Source organism: Xylanibacter brevis P6B11 (assembly GCF_000621825.1).
Classification (GTDB): domain Bacteria; phylum Bacteroidota; class Bacteroidia; order Bacteroidales; family Bacteroidaceae; genus Prevotella; species Prevotella brevis.
The window spans coordinates 227,553-254,012 of sequence record NZ_KK211352.1; the positions used below are offsets into that span (position 1 = coordinate 227,553).

20 protein-coding genes are annotated in these 26,460 nt (G+C 52.8%); 17 read left to right on the forward strand and 3 right to left on the reverse strand.

Annotated features, from left to right (window positions below):
• Positions 1–18: 18 nt before the first annotated feature.
• On the forward strand, positions 19–972 hold the full coding sequence (locus tag T496_RS0110645) for a hypothetical protein (RefSeq protein WP_155808868.1): 954 nt from the start codon (positions 19–21) through the stop codon (positions 970–972).
• 16 nt (positions 973–988) lie between these two features.
• Entirely contained in the window at positions 989–2,167 is a 1,179-nt protein-coding gene (locus tag T496_RS0110650) for an aspartyl protease family protein (RefSeq protein WP_027450743.1), read from the forward strand.
• Here the strand turns inward: T496_RS0110650 and T496_RS0110655 are convergent, their stop codons facing one another.
• On the reverse strand, positions 2,168–3,229 hold the full coding sequence (locus T496_RS0110655) for a hypothetical protein (RefSeq protein WP_155808869.1): 1,062 nt from the start codon (positions 3,227–3,229) through the stop codon (positions 2,168–2,170).
• 230 nt (positions 3,230–3,459) lie between these two features.
• On the opposite strand from T496_RS0110655, the gene T496_RS0110660 reads away from it, so the two are divergent.
• From T496_RS0110660 to T496_RS0110680, 5 genes are all read left to right on the forward strand, one after another.
• The gene (locus T496_RS0110660) at positions 3,460–4,614 is read left to right on the forward strand and encodes a hypothetical protein (RefSeq protein WP_027450745.1); all 1,155 of its coding nucleotides are present in this window, start codon (positions 3,460–3,462) and stop codon (positions 4,612–4,614) included.
• A 315-nt stretch (positions 4,615–4,929) separates the two neighbouring features.
• Complete coding sequence (locus T496_RS0110665) at positions 4,930–5,454, forward strand: hypothetical protein (protein WP_197018954.1); 525 nt, start codon at positions 4,930–4,932, stop codon at positions 5,452–5,454.
• Between the two features lie 486 nt (positions 5,455–5,940).
• Positions 5,941–7,446 (forward strand): GH3 auxin-responsive promoter family protein, encoded by a 1,506-nt coding sequence (locus tag T496_RS0110670; protein ID WP_027450747.1) that lies wholly within the window; start codon positions 5,941–5,943, stop codon positions 7,444–7,446.
• A 60-nt stretch (positions 7,447–7,506) separates the two neighbouring features.
• Positions 7,507–9,447, forward strand: coding sequence for an Ig-like domain-containing protein (locus T496_RS0110675; RefSeq protein ID WP_044111113.1), 1,941 nt, complete (start codon positions 7,507–7,509; stop codon positions 9,445–9,447).
• Positions 9,448–9,455: 8 nt separating this feature from the next.
• Complete coding sequence (locus tag T496_RS0110680; RefSeq protein ID WP_231478042.1) at positions 9,456–10,274, forward strand: DUF3108 domain-containing protein; 819 nt, start codon at positions 9,456–9,458, stop codon at positions 10,272–10,274.
• A 110-nt stretch (positions 10,275–10,384) separates the two neighbouring features.
• Here the strand turns inward: T496_RS0110680 and T496_RS0110685 are convergent, their stop codons facing one another.
• Positions 10,385–12,139, reverse strand: coding sequence for a sensor histidine kinase (locus T496_RS0110685; RefSeq protein ID WP_027450750.1), 1,755 nt, complete (start codon positions 12,137–12,139; stop codon positions 10,385–10,387).
• Positions 12,140–12,264: 125 nt separating this feature from the next.
• Between T496_RS0110685 and T496_RS0110690 the strand changes: the two genes are divergently transcribed.
• The 10 genes from T496_RS0110690 (at position 12,265) to ybeY (ending at position 25,979) form a co-directional block, all read left to right on the forward strand.
• Entirely contained in the window at positions 12,265–14,130 is a 1,866-nt protein-coding gene (locus T496_RS0110690) for an AAA domain-containing protein (protein WP_027450751.1), read from the forward strand.
• A 78-nt stretch (positions 14,131–14,208) separates the two neighbouring features.
• On the forward strand, positions 14,209–15,744 hold the full coding sequence (locus tag T496_RS14490; RefSeq protein ID WP_052342188.1) for an endonuclease: 1,536 nt from the start codon (positions 14,209–14,211) through the stop codon (positions 15,742–15,744).
• A gap of 24 nt (positions 15,745–15,768) precedes the next feature.
• Entirely contained in the window at positions 15,769–16,758 is a 990-nt protein-coding gene (locus T496_RS13995) for an HNH endonuclease signature motif containing protein (protein ID WP_081783627.1), read from the forward strand.
• A 43-nt stretch (positions 16,759–16,801) separates the two neighbouring features.
• Positions 16,802–18,433: an endonuclease gene (locus tag T496_RS14495; protein ID WP_052342190.1), complete on the forward strand. Its 1,632-nt coding sequence runs from the start codon at positions 16,802–16,804 to the stop codon at positions 18,431–18,433.
• Between the two features lie 2 nt (positions 18,434–18,435).
• A complete protein-coding gene (locus tag T496_RS0110710; protein ID WP_027450752.1) occupies positions 18,436–19,620 on the forward strand; it encodes a THUMP-like domain-containing protein in 1,185 nt (394 codons plus the stop codon).
• A gap of 203 nt (positions 19,621–19,823) precedes the next feature.
• The gene (locus tag T496_RS0110715) at positions 19,824–21,005 is read left to right on the forward strand and encodes a hypothetical protein (protein ID WP_027450753.1); all 1,182 of its coding nucleotides are present in this window, start codon (positions 19,824–19,826) and stop codon (positions 21,003–21,005) included.
• A gap of 36 nt (positions 21,006–21,041) precedes the next feature.
• A complete protein-coding gene (locus T496_RS0110720; RefSeq protein WP_027450754.1) occupies positions 21,042–23,009 on the forward strand; it encodes a DNA topoisomerase IV subunit B in 1,968 nt (655 codons plus the stop codon).
• 11 nt (positions 23,010–23,020) lie between these two features.
• Positions 23,021–23,974, forward strand: coding sequence for a LuxR C-terminal-related transcriptional regulator (locus T496_RS0110725; protein ID WP_027450755.1), 954 nt, complete (start codon positions 23,021–23,023; stop codon positions 23,972–23,974).
• Positions 23,975–24,015: 41 nt separating this feature from the next.
• Positions 24,016–25,563, forward strand: a complete 1,548-nt coding sequence (locus T496_RS0110730; protein WP_052342191.1) for a S41 family peptidase — start codon at positions 24,016–24,018, stop codon at positions 25,561–25,563.
• A gap of 5 nt (positions 25,564–25,568) precedes the next feature.
• Positions 25,569–25,979, forward strand: a complete 411-nt coding sequence (gene ybeY / locus T496_RS0110735) for an rRNA maturation RNase YbeY (RefSeq protein WP_027450757.1) — start codon at positions 25,569–25,571, stop codon at positions 25,977–25,979.
• On the opposite strand, the gene coaD is transcribed toward ybeY, so the two are convergent.
• On the reverse strand, positions 25,966–26,433 hold the full coding sequence (gene coaD / locus T496_RS0110740) for a pantetheine-phosphate adenylyltransferase (RefSeq protein ID WP_027450758.1): 468 nt from the start codon (positions 26,431–26,433) through the stop codon (positions 25,966–25,968). The two genes, ybeY and coaD, sit on opposite strands and share 14 nt — an antisense overlap.
• Positions 26,434–26,460: the final 27 nt, after the last annotated feature.

Here is a 26,460-nt window from a genome sequence, read left to right on the forward strand (position 1 = left end):
CTTAAAAAAACAAACATTATGAAAAAATTATTTGCAGCATTGACAATGCTCCTACTTGCAGCAGGAAATGCCTTTTCACAGGCAAACTGTCCAACATTCTATACTAACTACATGCCCGATGCAGGCATGAACTGGTTGCTGAAACATGTTGTCGAGGGCCTCGCTTTCGGCAACCATCCCGAAGCGATGGGTTTCAAGGAAGCCGGTGTGAAGACCATGCAGCTAAGAGTCATCATGGACGGTTGTCCCGACTGCGACATCATCGTGGATGGCGAGTTTTATCCTAATGGTCTCATCAAGACGCTCGAAGGCAACACTTATCATTACGACAAGCAGTGGCGCCTGCAGAACATCGTCGGCAAAGATGGAGAAATTGTCTGCAAGTACTTCTACAACAGCAAAGGACGCTTGATGCGCACCGTCATCGACGAAACGGACGAGTGGGTGTATGTTTACGATGAATCTGGCACTGTCAAATCAACATCTTGTAATGCGCTCCATATGACATGTGATATTAAGAATGGCCATGTGGCAAAAATCCAGGAGAAACAAGAATGGACAACATATCCGTTTACGTTCAACTACGACCCGCAAAGACGCTTTAAAGGCTATAACGTCATCTTGGTAGAGGGCGATGACTATGCCACCTACAGAGATGTGACATGGAACTACGCACAGGGCAACTTGCCAACCTCCATCGTTGAACGCGTGTGGGACTACAACACGGATACAAATAAAAAGACCGGTCAACCCGAGACTTGGACCTTGCGTTGTGCTTATACCAAGGACGCCAAGGACAACTGGACTTCATGGAAGGGCACGTGTGCTACTAACTCGTCTTTAAACTGGAACATGAAGCGCACCATGACCTATTATACCGATGAAGAGGTAAAGGCAGCCCTTGCCGAGAAGGACGCTGCCAAGAATCCTGCCAAGAAGGAGGAAAAGCAAGAAGACATGTGGGAGTTCTGACAGCAAACTGGCAACCATGACACGATGGATACTACTTTTAGCGAGCTGGCTGTGCATCAATGCCGATGCACAGTTAGCTCGCTACTCGTTGGATTTTACGCTGTCGCACAAAGATTTCGTCGATTCCATCGCCATTGAATGGAATCGTCAGCAAATCTATCTGCCAGTCGAAATCAATGGTCGCCAACATCGTTTTCTGTTAGATACTGGCGCCGGCCAAAGCGTTATCTTCAGCGACGCCCAACCGGAAGGCTGTCTGCCAGCAGGACTGATGATAGCCTACGATGCCAACAACCAGCGCGACACGGTCGCTGTGGTGAAGTTACCGCCACTCACGCTGGGACACCTAACGCTCACAGGGCTGCAAGCCACCGTTCAGCAACGTACAACAAACAATCAAAACATCGATGGAATCATCGGTTTTGACATCTTTTGCAAAGGTATTCTTGGCAAGATTGATGTAGCCAACCGCCGCCTCATCCTGACCGACCGAAAGAAGTTCTTCGACCGGGAAGCAGGTTTTGACGTGCGCTATCGTCTAAATTATCACGTGCCCTACATACAGGTGAAACCCTTCGAACGCTTCAAAGAACGCGTGCTCTTCGACACGGGCAGTCGCTGTTTCTACGTAATGAACAAGCAGAGCTTTGATCGAGGCAAAAAGAAGAATGCCCGCACAATCCTCACCCAGATAGAAGGATGCAGCGAGGGACGTCATGCCATGGGACATTTTGGTGTAGAACAGCGCGGCGAGGTGGTATTTCTCCATCTTCATCAGTTGTGCATGGGCGACTTCCTCTTTACCGACCTCCACGCCATCACCACCCAGGGCGGCTCACATCTTGGCGCTGCCATGCTGGACTATGGTTCGCTTATCATCAATCCCTTGAAACACCGTCTGCGCTTCCTGCCCTATGACGGTCAGCCCTTTGCACAGATCAGCAATCCCCAATTAGAGATTGCCTTCATCGAAAAAGACGGTCTTCCCACCGTAGGCTTGGTGTGGGAAGGCGGCACACCCTATCAGCAAGGCTTTCGCGAGGGCGACGTTATCCTGCAGATAGACCACCGCCCAGTGCGCAGTTTCCAGCAGTTCCTACGCTGGGCTTTCGAACCGGGCCGTGAATATCGTTTCACCCTTCGCGATGCCCTCGGCACTCAGCGCGAGGTACACTGGGTGAGAATCAGCAAATAGTTACTCTTTCGTCTGCTCCGGATCCCATGTCACGGGTACATTCTGCAAATAGATGTAGCCAGAATGGTCACCACCATCCAACTTCACGCAGAACCTCATCACGCCCATGCTCCGTATGGCCTTTGACATGTTCTTATAGCGGGTATTATCATTGAGCACCACGCGCAGCGGTTTTCCCGGCTCAAACGTAAATGCATCCGACAGGTTCTTATAAGGCATATACAGGTTGGCATCTTGGTCAATGGCCAGTGTGGGAGCACTACTACCCCAGTTGCTGCCTATTGCCACACGCTTGAATGGCTTCTTAGGCTTCAGCGTGAGCACCGTATAGATGGTACCAAAACCCTCTTCCGTTGTTTGACCATATACACCTTCCAACTGAATATCCAGCACATCGCGCAGCGGATTTATAATCAGAGGAGCGCCAACAGGCGGCTGGCTACTCATCTCCAAGTGCACCTTCGGCTCCACATCCCACTGGATGGGCACATCTCTCAGTTTCACCACCTTCCATTTCGTGTCCTGCGTAGAGAACATATAGTCCACCAGGGCCAGGTGCGTCAACGATCTAGGCACATCCACAAAGCGGCGACTGTCGTCCAACTTGATACGCACAAAGAAACCTTCCTGCACATCATAGTTACCAATAATATTCATTTTCTGCTTGTAAGCAGTACCCTTTGCATCATAAGCAAACGTATTGCCGGCGTTGCCGTGGTCACCACCAATACCAAGATTCGTCTGTGGCACCTTCATCCTAACCTTCAGTACGGCATACACCTCACCAAACGATGGCGATGTGGTGCGACCATACACGCCTTCGCACTCCACATCCATATAGTCAGCCAGCGGATTCTCCAGCATACCGCCGCCTTCAATATTCACCTGCACGGTTCCCTCCGGCAGCTTTGTCGCCTCCGTATTATTCTCACCCACGATAGCATTAGTCACCTCGCTAGCCTTGTCAATGGCATCACCCATCTTCTTCAGCAGTTTACCAAACTGGGCATTCGCCGGTGTACACATCATGATTCCAAGAACCACAAGTCCGAAAAATTTCATTAAGTTTTTCATCATCTAAACATTTAGTCATTGGTAATTCTCATGCAAAGATATAAAAAAAAGTCTTTTACTTAGTAGTCAGCCCGTTAAAAAGCTTCAATTTTGTTAACAAAATAAAAAAAAGAAACAATAATAATACATTACACCTATCTTTGTAAAACCGTAAACTTCACATACTTATATAGAACTACTATAACCCTCAAATATCAACCTCTAACATAGCCACGCTTATGAGAGAACTATTACTTTCACTTCTGATTACATCAATCTCACTTTATGTGTGTGCCTCTGAACTAGAGATAAACTCCATTGAGCAACTTCGAGGACAAGTTGACAACACTTCGATTGTACTTGAAGTCCACCAAGACACCATCTATAAGACAACCGATGGTCGCATCTGTCTCTCGGATGGTGTAAAAGTCCTTGTCGAAGGACTTGAGCAGGTCCATGCCGGACAAATCATCTCGGGCATCCTTAAAGGTACCAAAAAGTCGGCAGACGGTTATCCTTTGTTTATCATAGATGCAGCCAAGAGCAACTATGAGATCATCGGAACCGAAATACCCTTTTTTGTCATTGACCTTGATGCCTATGAAAAGAATCTTAGCCAACAAGAGCCTGCAGGGTCCAATGACGATGACCCGCTGCCACAAGACGACATAGAAGGTCTGCCCACGGCAGAGGGCATACGTGCCTTCCGCGATCTGCCCATTGGCACCGAAGCGCGACTTAAGTTCCAACGCGACACGGTATTATTCATTGGCGGCGAAGACATCTATATACGAGGCGATGCGCCAATCTGTTTCCATGCCACGGGGCTTGACTTAAAAGTGGGTAACATTTTGCGCGGCACAGTGATTGGTATTAGGGGCGAACAAAATGGTATCCCCACACTACTCGCATCTAAAAACACCTCTAGCCTGTATTTTGTTTGCCAAGACGTAGATCCATTTATAGAGAGGTTCTACAAGGAACATCCTCTTAACTTCAACGATCTGGAGATAAATGAAACAAGTGGAGACGTAGTCACAGTAGAGGACGTAGTCATCGACTCACTTGAAGACAACAATGGCATTCGGATGCTGTATGCTTGCAAGAACACACTGCGTTTGCCCATCACGGATCTCTATGGGCTAAACCTTGGAGCAATCAGAATTCCTGCTCATTGCAATTCAATGGAGGCTATTCTCTATACAGACGAGAAACAGCCAAAGCTATGTCTTATGAACAATCTCCAAAGTATCATTACGCCTTTAAACATTACAGAACTCTCCACAAATCTTCCTAATAAAACGAAAGGCATCTTCGACCTCCAGGGCCGTCGCCTCAGTCGCATTCCAGAGAAAGGGATGTATATTAAGGATGGTAAGAAGTACGTGAAATAAAAAAAGAAAAACAAGCTAATTATGAATAAAACAATCCTACTATTACTAACTCTGTTTGTTACAGTGATGTCGCTGTCATCAAAGGCCCAATCTACAGACGGTTATCATCCTTTCCTAAAAGAAGGGAAGGTGTGGAACTGTTGTATACATGAGGTTTATACTGAACATGAGGATCAGAAAATAGTGTCTTCAGGATGGCAGACTGTATATTATAGCCTAACTCTAAGTGGCGATTCTATTGTCAATGGAACAACATACCACAAGATGCATGGTAAGCCCTTATCAATAGAGCGTAAGGATAGCAAAGGTAATATTTTGTCTATTCCAATCACAGACATGGTTACGTTGTGGCCTGAGCTTTGGCGCGAAGAAGGGAAAAAAGTGTATGGCTATATATGGAATAAAGAACAGTTGTATTACGACTTCTCGGTTGAATTGGGTTCAGTTATAGTCATAGATGATGCCACTACGACCGTGACATCTGTAGATACAGTTACAGCAAACGGTCAGCAGTTTCGCCGACTTGAGGTTGAACGTTTTGGTGGCTATGAGCCTATCTGGGTAGAAGGCGTTGGCCATATAGGAGGCCCCTTTATGTCAACTATGTATATGGTAAATGATGGAAGGTCTTATGAACTCCTTTCTTGCTATGAGGATGGCAAATGTATCTTCACCAAAAAGGACTTCCGTTCCGAGCCTGGTGTTGACCGGATAGAGAAACTCTCCCCAGCCCTCTCCAAAGGAGAAGGAGCCATCTTCGACCTCCAGGGCCGTCGTCTCAGTCGCATTCCTGAGAAAGGGATGTATATTAAAGATGGGAAGAAGTACGTTCAGAAGTAGAACAAAGCCACAATGCCATCGAAAAATGACGGTTTGACGCATGAAAAGTGGCGGTTTGACGATGCAATACCGTTGGTTTGATGATGTTATTCGGTAAGTTTTACTCCGCATCCAGCCCCTGAAAAGGTCAAATCCAGGGGCTGGATGCGGTCGTTTCAGCCCCTAGACGCGGTCGGTCCAGGGGCTGAAAACAGACCTTCCGGGGGGCTGGAACAGAAATGATTGTTTGGGTTTTAGACTTCAGAACTGCAACTTTCAGACTCTAAAACCACTACTCCTATACTTTAAAAATAATGCTCCATGACTCTGGATTGGAAACTCTCCCTCGGAAAATTGCAAATTAATTTGCTTTTTCGCTCACATAATCGTACCTTTGAGAACAAGCCTCGAAGGTACTCACGTTCGGAAAAGAAAAAGAAAATTTCATTTTCTCTTTGCTTTTCGCTCACTTAATCGTACCTTTGCACCATATTAATAAAAGAACAAATGGATTTTACAGGAATAGCAAGAATGGTGTTTGCTTCGAGAGCGCGAGAGATAGAGCGCTACAACAACGAAGCAGAGGCACTGCAGAGAGCAGCGCTCAATCACTTGTTGGACAAAGCTAAGGATACGGAATACGGACGGAAACATATCTTTGCCGCCACCCGTGGCTATGAAGACTTTGTGAAGAACACACCCGTGAACACCTACGAGGAACTGAAGGGCGATATCGACCGCATGCGACACGGCGAGAGCGACGTGCTGTGGCCCGGACGAGTGAAGTGGTATGCCAAATCGAGCGGCACTACCAACGACAAGTCGAAGTTCATACCCGTGAGCCCCGACGGACTGAAGCGTGTGCACTACCGTGGTGGTACCGATGCCGTGGTGCTCTACTTGAGAAACAACCCACAGAGCCGCATGTTCAGTGGCAAAGGCCTGATACTGGGCGGCAGTCATGCGCCTAACTACAACCTGCCGGGCTCGCTGGTGGGCGACCTTAGCGCTATCCTGATAGAAAATATCAACCCCATGGTGAACCTGTTTCGCGTGCCTGCAAAAGAGACTGCCCTGCTGAGCGACTTCGAGATCAAGCGCGACCGCATTGCCAAGGAGGCCATGACCAAAGACGTGACCAACCTGAGCGGTGTGCCCTCGTGGATGCTCTCTGTGCTGAACCGCGTGATGGAACTCTCGGGCAAACAACACCTGGAGGAGGTATGGCCCAATCTGGAGGTGTTCTTCCACGGCGGCGTGGCCTTCACGCCCTACCGCGAACAGTACCAGCAGCTCATCACCTCGCCCAACATGCACTACATGGAGACCTATAATGCCAGCGAGGGCTTCTTCGGATTGCAAGACGATCCTGCCGACAAGTCGATGCTGCTGATGATAGACTATGACGTGTTCTACGAGTTCCAGGAGATGGGCACCGACAACATCGTACCTCTGTGGGGCGTGGAGAAAGGCAAGAACTATGCCATGCTGATCAGCACCTCGTGCGGTCTGTGGCGCTACATGATTGGCGACACGGTGATGTTTACCTCTACCAATCCCTATAAGTTTATCATCTCTGGTCGCACCAAATACTTCATCAATGCCTTCGGCGAGGAGCTGATACAGGATAATGCCGAACAGGGACTGGCCTATGCCTGCGAGAAGACCGGCGCACAGGTGCTGGAATACACCGCTGCCCCCGTATTTATGGACCAAAACGCTAAGTGCCGCCACCAGTGGCTCATAGAGTTCTCTACACCACCTGCCGACATCAACGAGTTTGCCTCGATACTGGACCGCAAGTTGCAGGAGCTGAACAGCGACTACGAGGCCAAGCGCTACAAAGACATCACCCTGCAACCGCTGGAGATTGTGGTGGCACGCCAGGGACTGTTCAACGACTGGCTGAAGGCTAAGGGAAAACTGGGCGGACAGCACAAAGTGCCCCGACTGAGCAACGAACGCAAACATATTGAGGAGTTACTGGCTCTTTCATCGGAAGATGAGAGATGATAAATGAAAGATATGATTAGATTTAACAATAAGAGCCAACGGAAAGGTGTGTTTGGGAATATGGTAATCATATCTCTCATCTTTCATCTTTCACTTTTGGGTGGGATCTTCTCTTCCTGCGCCCGCATGGGCAGCCCAGACGGCGGCTGGTATGACGACACACCACCACGCGTGGTGAGCGCCTCGCCAGCAGAAAACGGGGTGAACGTGAAGAGCCACAAGGTGGTGATCAACTTCGACGAGTATATCAAGGTGGAAGACATACAGAACAAGGTCATCGTGTCGCCACCACAACTGGAACAGGCCGACATCAAGGCCACGGGCCGACGCATCGTCGTGGACCTGAAAGACTCGCTGAAGGCCAACACCACCTACACCATCGACTTCAGCGATGCCATCACCGACAACAACGAGGGCAACCCCATGGGCAACTATACGTTCAGCTTCTCTACCGGCACACAGATAGACACTCTCGAGGTGAGCGGCTACGTGCTGAACGCAGAGAACCTAGAGCCCATGAAGGGAGTGCTGGTAGGACTGTATCAGAACTTTGCCGACTCAGTCATTCACAGCGAACCCATGATGCGCGTGTCGCGCACCAACGGCAGCGGACGCTTCACGGTGAAGGGCGTGGGCCCAGGAGCCTATCGCATCTATGCGCTGCAGGATGCCGACGGTGACTTTGTCTATGGCCAGAAGAGCGAATACATGGCTTTCTCGCACGACAGCATCGTGCCCCATTGTATGCAGGACGTCCGTCAAGACACCATCTGGCGCGACTCGCTGCACATAGCCAACATCGTGAAGGTGGGCTACACGCATTTCCTGCCCGACGACGTCACACTGCTGTGCTTTCAGGAGCCACAGACCGACCGCTTCCTGCTGAAGACCGAGCGCAAGGAGCCCAACCGACTGGACTTCTACTTCACCTACGGCAGTGACTCGCTGCCCGCGCTGAGGGGACTGAACTGCAACCTGGACGGCACCGTGATACCGGAATACTCGCTGAAGAAAGACACCATCAGCTACTGGCTCAGCGACACCACGCTGGTGAACCAAGACACGCTGCTGGTGGAGTTCAGCTACCTGACGACCGACTCGCTGGGACAACTGGTGCAGCGCACCGACACGCTGGAGCAGATAGCCAAGACTCCCTACGCCAAACGAGTGAAGGAGAAAGAAAAGGCTTTCGAGAAATGGAAAAAGGAACAGGAGAAGCGCAAGAAGCGCGAGGAGCCCTACGACACCATCATGAAGCCGAAAGCACTGGAGGTGAAGATCAACGCCAACCAGAACATCAGTCCGCTGCATGTGCTGCGCTTCGAGATGCCCGAACCACTGGCCCGATGCGACACCGGCAGCGTGCACCTCTACTCGAAGATTGACACCGTGTGGTATCGCACGCCTCACGACTTCCGACAGATTGCCACCCGCACCTACGAGATGGACGTGGACTGGCGACCAGACACGGAATATAGTCTGGAGATAGACACGGCGGCCTTCGAAGGCATCTACGGACAGGTGTCGAAACCCATCAAGCAGGGCATCAAGGTGCTGAACGACGACGCCTTCAGCACACTGACCATAGAGATTGGTGGTGCGGAGCATACCGACTCGGTGGTGGTGCAGCTGATGGACAACAGCGACAAGGTGAGACGTCAGGCGGTGGCTCACGGTGGTCAGCCTGCTGAGTTCTACTACTTGCAGCCTGGCAGCTACTATCTGCGTGCCTTCATCGACAAGAACGGCAATGGCACGTGGGACACCGGTCGCTATGACGACGACCTGCAGCCCGAACCCGTGTACTACAATCCCGAGATTGTGGAGTGTAAGGCTAAATGGGACGTGTCGAGACAGTGGAACCTCACGTCACTGCCCCGCTACAAGCAGAAGGCAGCTGCCATCACCAAGCAAAAGCCCGACAAAGAAAAGCAACTACGTAACCGCAACCTTGACCGAGCCAAGAAGCTGGGCAAGGAGTATATTGATAATATAAAATAATATAAGGTATGATAAAGAGAATCATTTTTACCGCTATCATAGGCATGATGAGCATCATCAGCGTGAATGCACAGTCGTGCGGCATTGAGAACAAGGCCTTCAAATCGGGCGAGTTCCTAGTCTATGACCTCTACTTCAACTGGAAATTTGTGTGGGTGAAGGTGGGCTCGGCATCGATGTCAACGATGGAATCGCGCTATGCCGGCAAGAAGGTGTTTCGCAGCAGTCTGACCACACGCGGCAACGACAAGCTGGACGGCATCTTCGTAATGCGCGACACGCTGCTGTCCTACTGTGATGCTGCCACGCTGGCCCCCGTGTATTTCCGCAAGGGCGCCCTGGAGGGCAAACGCTACTACGTGGATGAGCTGTGGTATAGCTATCCTGGCAACAACTGCCGACTGAAGATGCACCGCATCGATGCCGACGGCGAACAGCACTGGAACAACAAGGAATATACGGACTGTGTGTACGACATGATGAGCATCTTCCTGCGTGCACGCAACTTTGACGCGACGAAGATGAAGAAGGGCGACATCATCCCCATGCCCATCAGTGACGCCCGCCGCCTGACGAACTCATGGCTCAAATACCGTGGCAAGGAGAACTTCAAGGTGGATGGCACCGGCGAGAAGTTCCGCTGTCTGGTGTTCTCATTCTACGAGAAAGAGGACGGCAAGGACCACGAGCTGATCCGCTTCTACGTGACCGACGACCAGAACCATCTGCCCGTCAGACTAGACATGTTCCTCAGCTTCGGCTCTGCCAAAGCCTTCCTCAGAGGCTATAAGGGCGTTAGGAATCCGATGAGCGCGAAAATTAAGTGAGAGGTGAGAGGTGAGAACTGAGAGGTATGATTACTTTCTGCGCTGAATGAAGTGCACAAATCTAATCATACCTCTCAGTTCTCACTTCTCAGTTCTCAGTTAACCTCAGTTCACGCATACACCGGCAGCGTAATCACAAAGCGGGCACCTTGGCGATAGGTAGTGTCCAGAGAGACGACGCCACCCAGGTGCTTCACCAAGACACGACAGAGGGAGAGGCCAAGGCCAAGACCCTCCTTAAAGTCGTCGAGCTTCACAAAGCTCTCGAAGATACGCTCGGCATCGGCCTCAGAGACACCGATGCCCGTGTCTGTCACCGACATAATGAGCTGACGCTCGTCGAGCTGGGCTGCCAGCGTGATCGTACCAGCAACGGTATATTTCTTCGCATTCTCTATCAGGATGTTGAGAACGCGCTTAAGCACCTTCGCATTGGAACGGAAGGCAAAGTTCTCGTCCACCATGCACTCCACCGTTATCTTGATCTTCTCGCTCAGTCCCTCGCGGTTCTCTTCCTGTAGCGTATGCAGCAGACTGCATACCTGAACCACATCGTTTTTGTCGATACTGGTGGTGGACTCGTTTTCTGAGAGTTCCAATATCTCATCTACCAGCGAGGTGATGAGCTCCGTGTTCTTGGAAATCATGTCGGCATGCATGCGGCGCTCCTCAAGACTGGGTTGCATGGTGGGATCGGCTAACAACTGCGAGAACCCGCTGACGATGTTCAGCGGTGTGCGTATCTGATGGCTCACGTTTCTGATGAACGCACGCTTCATCTTGTCGCTCTCCAGCGCATGCTCGTAGGCCGACCTCAGCTGTGCCGTGTGGCGGCGCCGGCTATTGACGATATAGAACAAGGCTACCACCAGCATAAACAGCAAGACGATGATCACCGTGAGACCTATCATCCTGCCACGGGCCACCTCACGTTCGCGCTCGTAGGATGCCATATCGTCTTGCAGTCCCTGCATGCTATTGTTCAGCACCACGTTGATGATCGAGTCGTTGGCCAAAAACAGGTCGTTCAGGGAGTTGTATGCATTCTCCCATTGTTTGGCCTTTTTATAGATCATGGTGATGGCCTCGTGACCATCGTCGCCAAGCTGGCGCGCTAGTGCCACAGCCTTCTCGGTATTGCCGATGGAAGCCTCATGATAAGCCTCGAGCAAACGGCCATGCACAGAGCTTTTTCCCTCTTTCACTCCCTGGCGATAGGCCTCGTAACCCTGATTAAAGAGGTCTAGCTTGTCATTGGCAAAGTAGGTCAGCGTCTTGCGGGTGTCAATGTCGAACACGCGTTCGGGCGAGTACTTGACTGCTATCTCACGAGCCTTTTCCAACAATTCCATTGCCTCGTCGGGGTCGTCGTCTAACGACACATTGACAATGTTCATATAGATGGGCGGCATGCTCTCGTAGTAGCCCAGTTTCTCTAGTCGTTCGATCACCTCGCGGAAATTGTTTTTGGCAGCCTCCTTGTTGCCACAGTAGTTATTGATATGTCCCATCATGTTGATGGCCATATACATCTCACGGTCCAGATGTTTCTCCTGCAGTTCGGCAATGAGCTTGCGCGACAGCTTATAGGCTTCGAAGATCTGCTGGCGGTTCATCAGGAAGATGATCTCGTTACACCGCTGGGTGTAGTAGCCATGCAGGTCGTCGTGCGCCAAAAGATAGTTTTCAAGATCACTCAGCGCCGCATAGAAGTGAATGCTGTCATCATTATTAAAATAATACACCAGCGTGTCGCGCAGTGCAACATACTTAGGATCCTTATTTTTCTGAGGTTGTGCGTGGACTATGCCTACACTGAGGCAAATAGCCAGTAAGGTTATTACTATCGATTTAAAGCTCATCATAAACTCATTAGGTAAGATTATATTCGCTTGCAAATATACGAAAAGTTTCTTATATGACAATAAAATGACATGTTATTTTTTTGATTCGCTTGTCTATTTCACTCATTTTTAGTACTTTTGCATTGATGAACGAGACGCTATCACCCATTTTGGAACTCCAACAGCAACGCCTTTTGCTGCAGATGGAGTATGACGAGGAGAAGAAGGCTTTCCAGGAGCATACCAAGACCATCGGCATGCTGCGACGCGTGAGTCGCGGTGATGCCTGGATGCCGCTGCGACTGGGCAAGAGCTACTACAACTCGCTGAACCAGTTGTGCGTGGAGGTGTATCGCAACACGGAGGACGACACCGACCACAACTTTGAGTTTGGCAAACCCGTGCAGTTTTTTGTGCAGCGCGAGAAAGACATGCACTTCTTCTCAACGCCCGGCACGGTGAGCTACGTGGATGGCGACCGCATGGTGGTGGCCGTGCCCGACAAGTTTCCCGTGGCCGACCTGCAGGTGAGCGACGGGCAGCTGGGCGTACAGCTGTTCTTCGACGAGACCAGCTACCGACTGATGTTTGAAGCGCTGGAGCGCACCATGCGCGCCAAAGGGCGCCTGGGCTACCTGCGCGACCTCTTTTATACGCGCCAGAAGGCAGAGACGTTCTCGTTTCCCGACATGGGGTTTCCCTACCTCAACGCCACGCAGGAGCACGCCGTCAACGAGGTGCTGCGTGCCAAGGACGTAGCCATCGTTCACGGACCACCGGGAACGGGCAAGACCACCACACTCGTAGAGGCTATCTACGAGACACTGCGCCGCGAGAGTCAGGTGCTGGTGTGCGCTCAGAGTAATATGGCGGTGGACTGGATCAGCGAGAAACTGGTGGACCGCGGCCTCAACGTGCTGCGCATAGGCAACCCCACACGTGTGGACGACAAAATGCTGTCGTTCACCTACGAACGACGCTTCGAGGCACATCCCGACTACCCACAGCTGTGGGCCATCCGCAAGGCCATACGCGAACTGCGCACACAACGCAAGCGCAGCGACAACTGGCACCAGAAGATGGACCGTCTGAAAAGTCGTGCCACCGAGATAGAGATACGTATCAATGCCGAACTCTTTGGCGAGGCACGTGTCATTGCCTGTACGCTGGTGGGCTCGGCCAACCGCCTGCTGGACGGCATGAAGTTCGGCACACTGTTTATCGACGAGGCTGCCCAGGCACTCGAGGCGGCCTGCTGGATACCTATCCGCAGAGCCGGACGCGTGGTCTTTGCCGGCGACCACTGTCAGTTGCCCCCCACGGTGAAGTGCTACGAGGCGCTGAAGGGCGGATTGGGCCGCACGCTGATGGAGCGCATCGCCAACCTGAAGCCCGAAGTGGTGACACTGCTGCGCATCCAATACCGCATGCACGAAGACATCATGCGCTTCTCGAGCGACTGGTTCTACCACAACCAGATGGTGTCGGCACCCGAGGTGAAGCACCGCAGCATACTGGATCTGGACCTGCCCATGACGTGGATAGACACGTCGCAGTATGAAGGCAAGGAGGAGTTTGTGGGCGAATCGTTCGGACGTGTGAACAAGACCGAGGCCGAACTGACGCTGCTGTCGCTGCAGGCCTACTTCGAGATGATTGGTAAGGAGCGCGTGCTGGAAGAGCGACTGGACGTGGGCGTGATCTCTCCCTACCGAGCACAGGTGCAATACCTGCGCCAGCTGGTGCGCAAACGCGAGTTCTTCAAGCCATTCCGCCACCTGATCAGCATCAACACTGTGGATGGTTTCCAGGGACAGGAGCGCGACATCATCATCATCTCGCTGGTGCGCTCGAACGATGAGGGGCAGATAGGCTTCCTGCGCGACCTGCGCCGCATGAACGTGGCCATTACCAGAGCCCGCATGAAGCTCATCATCCTAGGCGACCGCCACACCATGACGAAACACCCGTTCTACCGCAAGTTGTGGGATTATATCGCAGCACTGAGATAATTTTCGGGCAATTGTTTCGCCATTACAAAATTAATCCTTACTTTTGTAGGCTGAACCTTTCTAAAAATAGATACGACTATGAAGAAAACGCTACTCTGTCTGGTAGCCTGGACCATGACGATAGCCATGGGTGCACAGGCGCCCCACAACACTGGCACATACTATGCAAGCGCTCATGGGAAGAAAGGGGCCGAGCTGAAGACGGCTCTCTACGAGATTATCAACACGCCGGCCGTGGTGGACTACGACTCACTGTGGCATGCGTATCATTTCACGGACGCCATACCCACAGACACGGTGCCCATCATCTGGGACATGTACTCGTGTAAGTCGGCCTACTCTATCTACACCACGCTTCATAGAAACGGGAAATTGGGCACCGACCCTGAGGGCACAAAAGGTTTCCAGCGCGAGCACTCCATGCCAAAAAGCTGGTTTAACCCTGCAGCTAAGAGCGGAAGCAGCTATACCTACAAGGACATCAAACCCATGTATTCAGACATAGTACACGTTATCCCGGCCGAAGGTATCGTCAACAATAAGCGCAACAACAACCCCTACGGCACCAACAACGGTGAGTTTTACACCTCGGAAGAGGGTTTTAGCAAGATGGGAGCTTGCACCTTTTCGGAGGATTACAAGGGTCGCTGCTTTGAGCCCAACGATATGTATAAGGGCGACCTGGCCCGCATCTACTTCTACATGGTGACGGCCTACGAGAAGAGACAGCCCACATGGAGCAGCACGCGAGATAGCGTTGGCGACCACTGCGGCACGTGGACGGGAGCCATGTTCAACCTGACAGACGAGTCTGTCTATCAGCCTTTTGCCCCATGGGCCCTCGAAATGCTGATGCAATGGTCTAAGCAGGACCCCGTGAGCCAGAAAGAGATTGACCGCAACGAGGCCGCCTACCGACTGCAGGGCAACCGCAACCCCTTTGTGGACTATCCCGGCCTGGAGGACTATATCTGGGGAGAGAAGAAGGAGACGGCCTTTGACTATGGCGGCGAACCGGTGGCCGACGACCAGACGGTGGCCTCCGACTGCACCATCCCGCTGAACGAAATGACGTTTGGCACCGACTGGAGCAGCACAAACTACCTGCGCGACTACTTTGAGCGCATACCCATATCGGTAGAGCAGGACGGCATCGACCTGACGTTCTCCTACGGCATTGAGGGCCTTCGCATGTACTGCGACGCCACGCAGATTCGCCTGTACAATAATAATAAGTTGACCTTTAAGGCGCGCCACAACGGCCTCAGCCGCATTGAGTTCGTGGTGCCCGAGAAGTCGGCCGACAAAGAGTTCATCCCCACGGTGGGCAAGATGACCGGCAACGTGTGGACGGCACCGGCAGACACGCTGGTGAGCTGCGTGGAGTTCACATCGACCTACACCGGCAATTACCCCGTGAGCAATGCCAACAAGCACATCCAGATAGAGCAGGTGCTGGTGGAAGTGGTGAACAAAGCAGGCTTAGACCACATCGCTGCAACGACCAAGCAGCGCCGCCACCACGTCTATAATATGTATGGCATGCGGATGGACGAGCGCCATCTGCGCCCAGGTATCTTTATCTCTAACAACAGGAAGTATATCATCAAATAACCAATTGTAAAAAAGTCATCGACTATGAGAATAGCTGAAAGATTTACGGCCATGATAGCACTGGTGCTGACCAGCATCAGCCTGTGGGCACAAGGGCCCAACAACTCTGGCACTTACTATCAGAATGCCGACGGAAAGAAAGGTCAGGAGCTGAAGACGGCACTTTGTGGCATCATCAATCCACATACAGAACGTACCTACGGAAACCTCTGGATTGACTTCCGCACTACCGACGTGCGTGAAGACGGAAAGGTGTGGGACATGTACTCGAGCATCACCAACTATGAGTTTGGCACCGACCAGGCAGGAAATTTCTCGAAGGAAGGCGACAAGTACAACCGCGAACACTCGTTCCCTAAGAGTTGGTTTGGCAGTAATTCACCCATGTACACCGACCTGTTCCACCTTTATCCCACCGATGGTACGGTAAACGGAAAACGCGGTAACTTCCCCTTTGGCGAGACCGACGGCAAGGACTACAAGTCGGCAGGCGACTTCAGCAAGCTGGGCACCTGCACCTACCCCGGTTATAACGGCACGGTGTTTGAGCCAAACGACGAATACAAGGGTGACTTTGCACGCACCTATTTCTATATGGTGACATGTTATGAGGAAAAACTGTCTGATTGGTACGCTAACTGCAGTGACTCGAGACCCACGCTAGACGGTAACACCTATCCCGGACTGAGCAGTTGGCAACTGGAGATGCTGATGAAATGGGCTAAGAACGACCCCGTGAGCGAGAAAGAGACCAACCGCAACAATGCCGTCTTTGGCATTCAGGAGAACCGTAACCCCTTTATCGACTATCCCGGACTGGAGGAATATGTATGGGGCGACAAGACCACGGTGGCCTTCAGCTACGACAACTACAGCAATACGGACGGCATCTACCTGGTGAACAGCACGCTGAAGAGGGCGACAAAGGGCACATTCAACCTGCAGGGACAGCGCATCAAGAATCCTGCAAAGGGCCTCTACATCATCAACGGCAAGAAGGTCTTCGTCAGATAAGCGCACACAACAGAAAGATAAAACACACCATTATACACATATTATGAAGAAAACACTGACGCTGCTCGCGGTGCTGTCGATAGCACTGCTGAACAGTTGGGCACAAGGCCCAAACAACTCTGGCACCTACTATCAGGAGGCCAACGGAAAGAAAGGCGAAGCGCTGAAGACCGCTTTACACAGTATCATCAAGAACCACAAGACGCTGAGCTACTCGGCATTGGAGGAATACTACGAGAAGACCGACAAGCGACCCGACGGTCATGTGCGCGACTGGTACTCGAACATCACCAACTACAACTGGAACCAGCATGGCAACAGCTCAGAAGGGGCTGGATGGAACAAGGAGCACACCGTGCCACAGAGCTGGTTTAACGAGGCCAGTCCGATGAAGAGCGACATCATCCACGTGGTGCCTACAGATGCTAAGATCAACAATATGCGCTCATCGTACGTCATCGCCGAGGTGAAAGACATCACAAAGGCGTCGGCCAACAACTACAGCATTCTGGGCTCGTGCAAGACACCGGGCTACAGCGGTACGGTGTTTGAACCCAACGACGAGATAAAAGGCGACATTGCACGCATCTACTTCTATATGGCTACCTGCTATCAGGACAAGTTGAATAACTGGTCTAAGGGAGAGGTAAAGAAGGTGTTTACGAACGAGGCCTATCCAGGACTGAAACAGTGGTACCTGGACATGCTGTTCCGCTGGTCGCAACAAGACCCGGTGGACGAGGTGGAACGGGCGCGCAACAATGCCGTGGCGCGCAGCGATGTGCAGCAAAACCGCAACCCCTTTGTGGACTATCCAGGACTGGAGGAATACGTATGGGGCTCGAAGACGGAAACAGCCTTCAGCTACGACAACTACGAGGGTGGCGGCACGGTGGATCCTGACTTCGTGATGCAGCCTGTGTTCACACCGCAGGGTGGCAGCTACGTCGAACAGGTAGAGGTGAGCATGAGCTGCACTACACTGGGTACCACCATCTACTACACCACCGATGGCACCGAACCTACCGAGCAGAGCAGCGTCTATACGGCACCTATCACCATCAGCGAGACCACCACAGTGAAGGCTATCGCCTTGAAAGGTGACAAGAAGAGCGCCGTGACGTCGGCTACCTATACCATCACCGCGAAGTCAAACGAAGAGCTGACCGACAGTACGATCATGCTGAACAACAGCTTCTTCGGCGTTTCATGGCAGGGCTCCTGGAAGAATAGCTATGAGGCGACGCTCAGCGGTAAGCAAGGTCCCGTCACCATCACCTATGCGAAGGGCACCAGCGCCAACATGTACTGCAACGATGCGCATATCCGTATGTATGGCGGCAATACACTGAAGGTGGAGACCAGCGATGGCACCATGACCAAACTGGCTTTTATCACCATAGACAGCAGCAGGAAGATGACAGCCGACAAGGGCACCATCGACAACGACTATGTGTGGACAGGCGAAGCCCGTGAGGTGACCTTCGGCGCAGAGGGCAACCACATCAAGATCAGTGGCGTCAACGTGACCCTCGCCATAGAGCAGCCCAACGGCATCCGCGTGATTGCCAACGACCGTCTGAGCACCACGGTGTTCAACCTGCAGGGACAGCGCATGAAGCACCCACGCAAGGGACTCTATATCATCAACGGAAAGAAAGTAATACTGAAATAAAGATGAACAATAAAACCCGCGATTTCATCGAGCAAAACAGCCATGCCGACGTGCGCCAGCTGGCGCTGAAAGGTTGCCGCGACAAGGACGTGGACTTCGCCTTGGCGCTGCGCCAGATTGCGGGACTACAAAAGGCCCGTCAGAAGTTGCCCTCATGGGCAGCTACTGACGGGCTTTTATATCCTCAGCACCTGTCGCTGGAACAGTGTTCTAGCGAACAGACTGCCCTGTATAAGAAGAACCTCTGTCGGCGACTGACGGCAGCGGCAGAACGCCTCGTGGACCTGACCGGTGGCTTCGGTGTGGACATCTCGTTCATGAGTCAGGCCTTCAAAGAAGCCACCTACGTAGAACAGAACGAGGAGCTCTTTGCGGTGGTGAAGCACAACATGCAGCAGTTGGCACCCAACGTGACGTGCACGTGTGGCGACGGTGTGGCCATATTGCACCAACTAGAGCATGTTTCGATGATCTATATGGACCCGGCTCGCCGCGACACTCACGGCGCTCGCACCTATGGCATCGGCGACTGCACGCCCAACGTGCTGGAACTGCGCGACGAACTGTTGCAGAAGGCCGACGTGGTGGTGCTGAAACTGTCGCCCATGCTCGACTGGCGAAAAGCCGTGGAAGACCTGGGGCCACAGTACGTCAGCGAGGTGCACATCGTCTCGGCACAGAACGAATGCAAGGAACTGCTCATCGTGATGCGCCAACAGGCAGAAGCGCTGCAGCTCTACTGCGTGAACGATGAGCAGGTGTGGCTGGTGTCGGCAAGCGCGCCAACGACCATGGTCCCCTCGACAGACGAGCCCGCCGAAACAGGCACATACCTCTACGAACCGAACGCCTCTATCATGAAGGCCGGTTGCTTCGCAGAAGTAGAAAAGGCGTTCGGCGTCAAGCAGTTGGCACCCAACAGTCACCTGTTTACCTCCAACGAGGAGCGCCCCCAGTTTCCAGGACGCCGCTTCCGCATCACGGCTGCCACCACGATGAACAAGAAAGAGCTGAAAGCAGCCCTCGCCGACATCACAAAAGCCAACATCAGCGTGCGCAACTTCCCCCTCAGCGCCGTCCAGTTGCGCCAGCGCCTGAAACTGAAAGACGGTGGCGACCACTACATCTTTGCCACCACCCTGCGCAACGGGCAGCACACCCTGCTCATCTGTCAGCGCACCTCATAATGTCATTCGGCTACGATGGCTACGCCAAACCATCACTTTAGTTACGGCAAACTATAGGTTTAGTTACGGCAAACCTATCGCCTCTTTTCTTCAATTTACGAGAAAAGTTGCAAAAAACTGTTTATTTCTGCTGATATGTCTAAAAAAAAACGTACCTTTGTATGTTGAATTAGCATCTATTTATTCATCAAATAAAGAAAGAAATGTCATCAGTTACGATTGAGAGAGTTATCGACAAAAAAGGGTTGAAAGCCTTTATCCAACTGCATTATGACCTGTATAAAGGCAACCAGTACGATGCTCCTAACCTATACAGTGACGAACTCCACACACTTAGTAAAGACAAAAACTCGGCTTTCGAATTTTGTGAAGCCGAATATTTCCTGGCCTATCGCGACGGCAAACTGGTGGGTCGCGTAGCCGCCATCATCAACCACCGTTACAACGAGCAATGGCAGCGCCCCTGCGTGCGCTTCGGTTGGCTGGACCTCATCGATGATGCCGAAGTGATGAAAGCACTCCTCACCGCTGTAGAAGACTACGGACGCGAGAAAGGCATGAAAGAGATCATCGGTCCGCTGGGCTTCACCGACATGGACCCCGAAGGCATGCTGACCGACGGCTTCGACCAGTTGGGCACCATGGCCACACTCTACAACTACCCTTACTACCCCAAACTGATGGAGCAGATGCCCGGCTACGAGAAGGACAACGACTATGTGGAATACAAGGTCTTTGTACCTAAAGAGGGCATGCCCGACAAGATGAAACGCGTGGCAGAGCTCTGCATGTCGCGCTACAACCTGCACGTGAAGAAGCTGAAGAAGGAAGACATCTACGGTCCGAAGAAATACGGCCACCGTGTGTTCGAGGTCATCAACAAGACCTTTGGACATCTGTATGGTTACTCAGAGATGTCGAAGAAGCAGATGGACGAGTATGTAGATATGTACTTCAAGTTCATCGACCTGGAGATGCTCTGCATCATCGAAGACTGGAACACGCCCGAACACGACTGCATCGGTGTGGGCATCACCATCCCATCGCTGTCGCGCGCACTGCAGAAGTGTCGCAACGGTCGTCTGTGGCCCTTCGGATGGTGGCACCTCATCAAGGCGCTGAAGTTCAAGAAGACCGACATCGTGGACTGCCTGCTCATCGGCATCCTGCCCGAATACCGCTCGAAGGGCGCCAACGCCCTGTTGTTCTACGACCTGATCCCCATCTACCAGAAGTACGGTTTCAAATGGGGCGAGACCCACGTAGAGATGGAGACCAACGGCAAAGTGCAGAGCCAGTGGGGCTACTTCGACAACGAGCAGCACAAGCGCCGCAGGTGCTACAAGAAGAGCCTTGTCTCGGAGCCCACTCACGAGGCAGAGTAAACAGAAGATATCAAGACAAGAAGACAGCAACAAGATATGAATGAGAACGAGACAGAGAGACTAACGGCTCCCCTTTCCACCGAGACAGGGGCTGGAGTAGGGGCTGACTACAACGACGACAACATCCGCACCCTTAGTGGCACAGAGCATATCCGTCTGCGTCCTGGTATGTATATCGGACGTTTGGGCGACGGTCAACTTCCCGAAGACGGCATCTACGTCCTGCTGAAGGAAGTCATCGACAACTCTATCGACGAGTTCAAGATGAAGGCAGGCGACCGCATTGAGATCAACGTTGACGACCAGTTGCGCGTCAGCGTCAGAGACTATGGCCGCGGCATTCCTCAGGGCAAGATGATCGAGGCCGTCAGCGTGCTGAACACCGGTGGTAAGTACGACTCAAAAGCCTTCAAGAAGTCTATCGGTCTGAATGGTGTCGGTGTGAAAGCCGTCAACGCGCTGAGCGCCCACTTCGAGGTGCATAGCTTCCGCGACGGTAAGGTGCGCAAAGCCGTGTTCGAGAAAGGAAAGCTGGTGAGCGATGTCACGGAAGACACGCAAGACGAGAACGGCACCTACATCTTCTTCGAACCCGACAACACCCTTTTCCTGAACTACAGGTTCCACGACGATATTGTGGAGAACATGCTCCGCAACTATACCTATCTGAACATCGGACTGGCCATCATGTACAACGGTCGACGCATCCTGTCGCGTCGCGGTCTGGAGGACTTGCTGAAAGACCGTATGAGTGCCGATGCCCTCTACCCCATCATCCACTTGCAAGGCGAAGACATCGAGATAGCCTTCACCCACGCCAACCAGTATGGCGAGGAGTACTACTCGTTTGTCAACGGTCAGCACACCACCCAGGGTGGTACCCACCAAAGTGCCTTCAAGGAGCATATCGCCAAGACCATCAAGGAGTTCTTCCAAAAGAACTTCGAGTATGGCGACATCCGCACAGGTATCGTGGCAGCCATCGCCCTCAACGTGGAAGAGCCTATGTTCGAGAGCCAGACCAAGATCAAGCTGGGCTCGCTGACCATGGAGCCAAATGGTGGTGTGTCTATCAACAAGTACGTGGGCGACTTCATCAAAGAGGAGGTTGACAACTACCTGCACAAGAATGCCGACGTGGCCGAGGCGATGTTGCAGAAGATACAAGAGAGCGAGAAAGAGCGCAAAGCCATGGCTGGCGTCACCAAACTGGCACGCGAGCGTGCCAAGAAGGCCAACCTACACAACCGAAAGCTGCGCGACTGCCGCATACACTATAGCGACGTGAAGAACGACCGCAAGGAGGAGTCGTCTATCTTCATCACCGAGGGTGACTCTGCCAGCGGTTCTATCACCAAGAGTCGCGACGTCAACACGCAGGCAGTGTTCTCACTGAGAGGAAAGCCGCTGAACACCTTCGGACTCACCAAGAAGGTGGTCTATGAGAACGAGGAGTTCAACCTGCTGCAGGCAGCCCTCGACATTGAGGAAGGCCTCGACACGCTGCGCTACAACAAGGTCATCGTGGCCACCGATGCCGATGTCGATGGCATGCACATCCGCCTGCTCATCATCACCTTCTTCCTGCAATTCTTCCCCGAGCTCATCCGCACGGGCCACGTCTATGTGCTGCAGACGCCGCTGTTCCGCGTGCGCAACCGCCGCACCAAGATCAAGAACAAGAAGATGCTGGAAGACGGTAAGAAGACCGACTTCATCACCCGCTACTGCTATAGCGAGGAGGAGCGCCTGCAGGCCATCCAGGAACTGGGTCCCGATCCCGAGATCACCCGATTCAAGGGTCTTGGCGAGATCAGTCCTGAGGAGTTTGCCGGCTTCATCGGTCCCGACATCCGCTTAGAACAGGTGACGCTGCACAAGACCGACCAAGTGCAGAAGCTGCTGGAGTACTACATGGGTAAGAACACCATGGAGCGCCAGAATTTCATCATCGACAACCTGGTTATCGAAGAAGACCGCCCCGAAGAGGACGTTTACGAATAAAACTACGAGGTATGAGAAATCAAAAGATGTATGAGGCCGACGACAAGATGATATCGCTGATACGCGATAACTACGACCTCTTGCAAATGCTGGGAAGCTTTGGCATCAGCCTGGGCTTCGGCGACAAGACCGTCAAGGAGACCTGCGAGGACAACCACGTTGACACCTACACCTTCCTCGCCGTAGTCAACTTCACTATCAATGGCTACAGCGATGCCGAGAACGACGAACAGTTGTCTGTGCCCACCCTGATGCATTATCTGCAGGCCAGCCATGCCTACTACTTGGACTTCCAGCTGCCCTTCATCCGTCGCGAACTGGAAGACAGCCTGAATCTCGACGACTCGCTGGGCCAACTGATACTGCGCTTCTACGATGCCTACGCACAGGAGATTCGCCGCCACATGCAGTACGAGCAGAAGACGCTCTTCCCCTACGTACAGTCGCTCATCGACGGACGTCCCACTGCCGACTATAGCATCGAGACCTTCTCGAAGCACCACGGCGCTGCCGACAAGAAACTGCGTGAGCTGAAGCTGCTCATCATCAAATACCTGCCCAGTGACGGACTGCACAACAACAAGCTCACCGCCACGCTCCACGACATCTACGACAACGAGGAATGGCTGCACCAGCATGCCATGGTCGAGGACCACATCTTCGTGCCGGCCATCCGCCGCCTGGAGCAGATGGTGAAACAGAACGACATCACCCGCAACATCAGCGACATGGTGTTCAAGAACAACGAGCAGGATGCCATCTCCGACCGCGAGAAAGATGTCATCGTGGCCCTGGTGCAGGGCATGTCCAACAAAGAGATTGCCGACCACCTCTGCATCTCGGTGAACACAGTCATCACCCACCGTCGCAACATCGCCCGCAAACTGCAGATACACTCACCTGCTGGTCTGACGATCTACGCCATCGTCAATGGTCTGATAGACATCAGTAGCATCAAACTATAACACACACAAACATGCTCAACAGACACTGTTTACTGATAGCAATGGCACTGATCGCACAGAGCGCCTTTGCACAGTTCCAACCCAAAAGCGAAAGCAACCTGCGCAAGCTGAACTATGCCGAGCAGGTCATCACCAACCTGTATGTCGATGAGGTCGATGAGACCAAACTGGTGGAAGACGCCATCCGCGGCATGCTGGAGAAGCTGGACCCCCACTCCAGCTATACCAACCCCCAGGAGACCAAGCAGATGACCGAGCCCCTGAACGGTTCGTTCGAAGGCATCGGCGTGCAGTTCAACATGGTGGAAGACACCCTGCTGGTCATCCAGCCCGTCACCAAAGGCCCCTCAGAGAAGGTGGGCATCCTGGCTGGCGACCGCATCGTGAACGTCAACGACACCGCCATTGCCGGTGTGAAGATGTCGAGAGAAGAAATCATGCGACGTCTGCGCGGACCTAAGGGCACCACCGTCAAACTGGGCGTGCGCCGTCAGGGCATCAAAGACGAACTGGTGTTCATGGTGAAGCGCGACAAGATACCCGTACACTCTATCGATGCCACCTATATGATCAAGCCCGGCATCGGCTATATCCGCATCAGCAACTTCAGCGCCACCACCTATAAGGAGTTTATGGAGAGCATGGAGAAGCTGAAAGCAGAAGGCATGCGCGACCTCATCCTCGATCTGCAGGAGAATGGTGGCGGCTATCTGCAGGCTGCTGCCGACCTGGCTGGCGAGTTTCTGAACCGTGGCGACATGATTGTCTATACCGAAGGCCGCCGCGTGCCTCGTCGCGACTATAAAGCTCCGCGCGACGGCAGCTTCCGCGAGGGCAAGGTCGTGGTGCTCATCGACCAGTTTACGGCCTCGGCTGCCGAGATTGTGACCGGTGCCATCCAGGACCAGGACCGTGGTATGGTCGTAGGTCGCCGCTCCTACGGCAAGGGTCTGGTGCAGCGCCCTGTCGATCTGCCCGACGGTTCGATGATTCGTCTCACCATAGCCCACTACTACACCCCCTCGGGCCGCTGCATCCAGAAGCCCTATGAGAAGGGCAACAAGAAAGGCTATGACGAAGACCTGTTGAACCGCCTGAAGGCTGGCGAGCTGACCAATGCCGACAGCATCCACTTTGCCGACTCACTGAAGTACAACACCCTGAAGGAGCACCGCATCGTGTATGGCGGCGGTGGCATCATGCCCGACTACTTCGTGCCGCTCGACACCACCAAGTACACCCGCTACCACCGCGAACTGGCCGCCAAGAGCATCGTCTTGCAGCAGAACCTGCGCTACGTCGATGGCAAGCGCAAGGAACTGAAGAAGCGCTATCCCGACTTCGCCACGTTCAAAGCCCAGTACGAGGTGCCACAGTCGTTGGTGGACCAGATCATGAAGGAAGGTGAGAAACAGAACATCAAACCCAAGGACGAGGCCGAGCGCCAGCAGACGCTGCCCTACCTGCGCCAGCAGTTGAAGGCCCTGATAGCCCGCGACCTGTGGGACATGAGCGAATACTTCTCTGTGTTCAACGACACCAACGACACGGTGAAGCGCGCCCTGGAGTTACTAACAGACAAACAGTAAATACGATGATAAGCTACAGTTCAGAAAATGTGAAGTTCCCCGCCATCAAGCGACGCGAGACCACAGCATGGATCAAGAAGGTGGCTGCCACCTATCAGAAGAAGATAGGCGAGGTGGGCTACCTGTTCTGCGACGATGAACACATCCTCGAGGTGAACCGCGAGTACCTGGGTCACGACTACTACACCGACATCATCACCTTCGACTATTGCGAAGACGATGTGCTGAATGGCGACCTGGTCATCTCGCTCGACACCGTACGCTCAAACGCAGAGCTCTTCAACAAGCCCTACGACGAGGAGCTGCACCGTGTCATCATCCACGGCATCCTGCACCTGTGTGGCATCAACGATAAAGGTCCCGGAGAACGAGAGATTATGGAAGCGGCCGAGAATCGCGCCCTCAGTCTTCGTTAGACGTCGGCAAGAAGTCGCTGACATCCACCCCGAAGTGCTGCAGTTCGCGCACCATCGACGATGACACGCTCGACAGCTGCGGCTCGCTGTAGAGAAGGATGGTCTCTATCTCGCCGCCACTAATCTGGCGGTTGATGTCGGCCTGCTCGCGCTCATACTCAAAATCCTTCACCGAGCGCACCCCTTTCACAATGAAACGGGCACCCACGCTACGGGCAAAGTCGATGGCCAAGCCATAGTAAGGCTTCACGTCAATGCGCGCCTCGTTGCGGTAAAGCTTAGCGATGGCTTCCATACGTGCTTCAGCAGGCACCATGCCCGGCTTCGACACATGATCGCCTACCACGCCGATGACCAGGCGGTCGAACAGCGGCAGCGCTCTTCTCACAATAGAGTCATGCCCCACAGTGAAGGGATTAAAGCTTCCCACAAAGATACCAATCTTCTCTTTCATGGGTACAAAAGTACAAAAAAAAGGCAA

Excerpts from the sequence above, each read along its gene's own strand:
- T496_RS0110645 (WP_155808868.1), top strand. The coding sequence starts at position 19 with ATGAAAAAATTATTTGCAGCATTGACAATGCTCCTACTTGCAGCAGGA.
- T496_RS0110650 (WP_027450743.1), top strand. The coding sequence starts at position 989 with ATGACACGATGGATACTACTTTTAGCGAGCTGGCTGTGCATCAATGCC.
- T496_RS0110655 (WP_155808869.1), bottom strand. The coding sequence starts at position 3,229 with ATGAAATTTTTCGGACTTGTGGTTCTTGGAATCATGATGTGTACACCG.
- T496_RS0110660 (WP_027450745.1), top strand. The coding sequence starts at position 3,460 with ATGAGAGAACTATTACTTTCACTTCTGATTACATCAATCTCACTTTAT.
- T496_RS0110670 (WP_027450747.1), top strand. The coding sequence starts at position 5,941 with ATGGATTTTACAGGAATAGCAAGAATGGTGTTTGCTTCGAGAGCGCGA.
- T496_RS0110675 (WP_044111113.1), top strand. The coding sequence starts at position 7,507 with ATGGTAATCATATCTCTCATCTTTCATCTTTCACTTTTGGGTGGGATC.
- T496_RS0110680 (WP_231478042.1), top strand. The coding sequence starts at position 9,456 with ATGATAAAGAGAATCATTTTTACCGCTATCATAGGCATGATGAGCATC.
- T496_RS0110685 (WP_027450750.1), bottom strand. The coding sequence starts at position 12,139 with ATGATGAGCTTTAAATCGATAGTAATAACCTTACTGGCTATTTGCCTC.
- T496_RS0110690 (WP_027450751.1), top strand. The coding sequence starts at position 12,265 with ATGAACGAGACGCTATCACCCATTTTGGAACTCCAACAGCAACGCCTT.
- T496_RS14490 (WP_052342188.1), top strand. The coding sequence starts at position 14,209 with ATGAAGAAAACGCTACTCTGTCTGGTAGCCTGGACCATGACGATAGCC.
- T496_RS13995 (WP_081783627.1), top strand. The coding sequence starts at position 15,769 with ATGAGAATAGCTGAAAGATTTACGGCCATGATAGCACTGGTGCTGACC.
- T496_RS14495 (WP_052342190.1), top strand. The coding sequence starts at position 16,802 with ATGAAGAAAACACTGACGCTGCTCGCGGTGCTGTCGATAGCACTGCTG.
- T496_RS0110710 (WP_027450752.1), top strand. The coding sequence starts at position 18,436 with ATGAACAATAAAACCCGCGATTTCATCGAGCAAAACAGCCATGCCGAC.
- T496_RS0110715 (WP_027450753.1), top strand. The coding sequence starts at position 19,824 with ATGTCATCAGTTACGATTGAGAGAGTTATCGACAAAAAAGGGTTGAAA.
- T496_RS0110720 (WP_027450754.1), top strand. The coding sequence starts at position 21,042 with ATGAATGAGAACGAGACAGAGAGACTAACGGCTCCCCTTTCCACCGAG.
- T496_RS0110725 (WP_027450755.1), top strand. The coding sequence starts at position 23,021 with ATGAGAAATCAAAAGATGTATGAGGCCGACGACAAGATGATATCGCTG.
- T496_RS0110730 (WP_052342191.1), top strand. The coding sequence starts at position 24,016 with ATGGCACTGATCGCACAGAGCGCCTTTGCACAGTTCCAACCCAAAAGC.
- ybeY (WP_027450757.1), top strand. The coding sequence starts at position 25,569 with ATGATAAGCTACAGTTCAGAAAATGTGAAGTTCCCCGCCATCAAGCGA.
- coaD (WP_027450758.1), bottom strand. The coding sequence starts at position 26,433 with ATGAAAGAGAAGATTGGTATCTTTGTGGGAAGCTTTAATCCCTTCACT.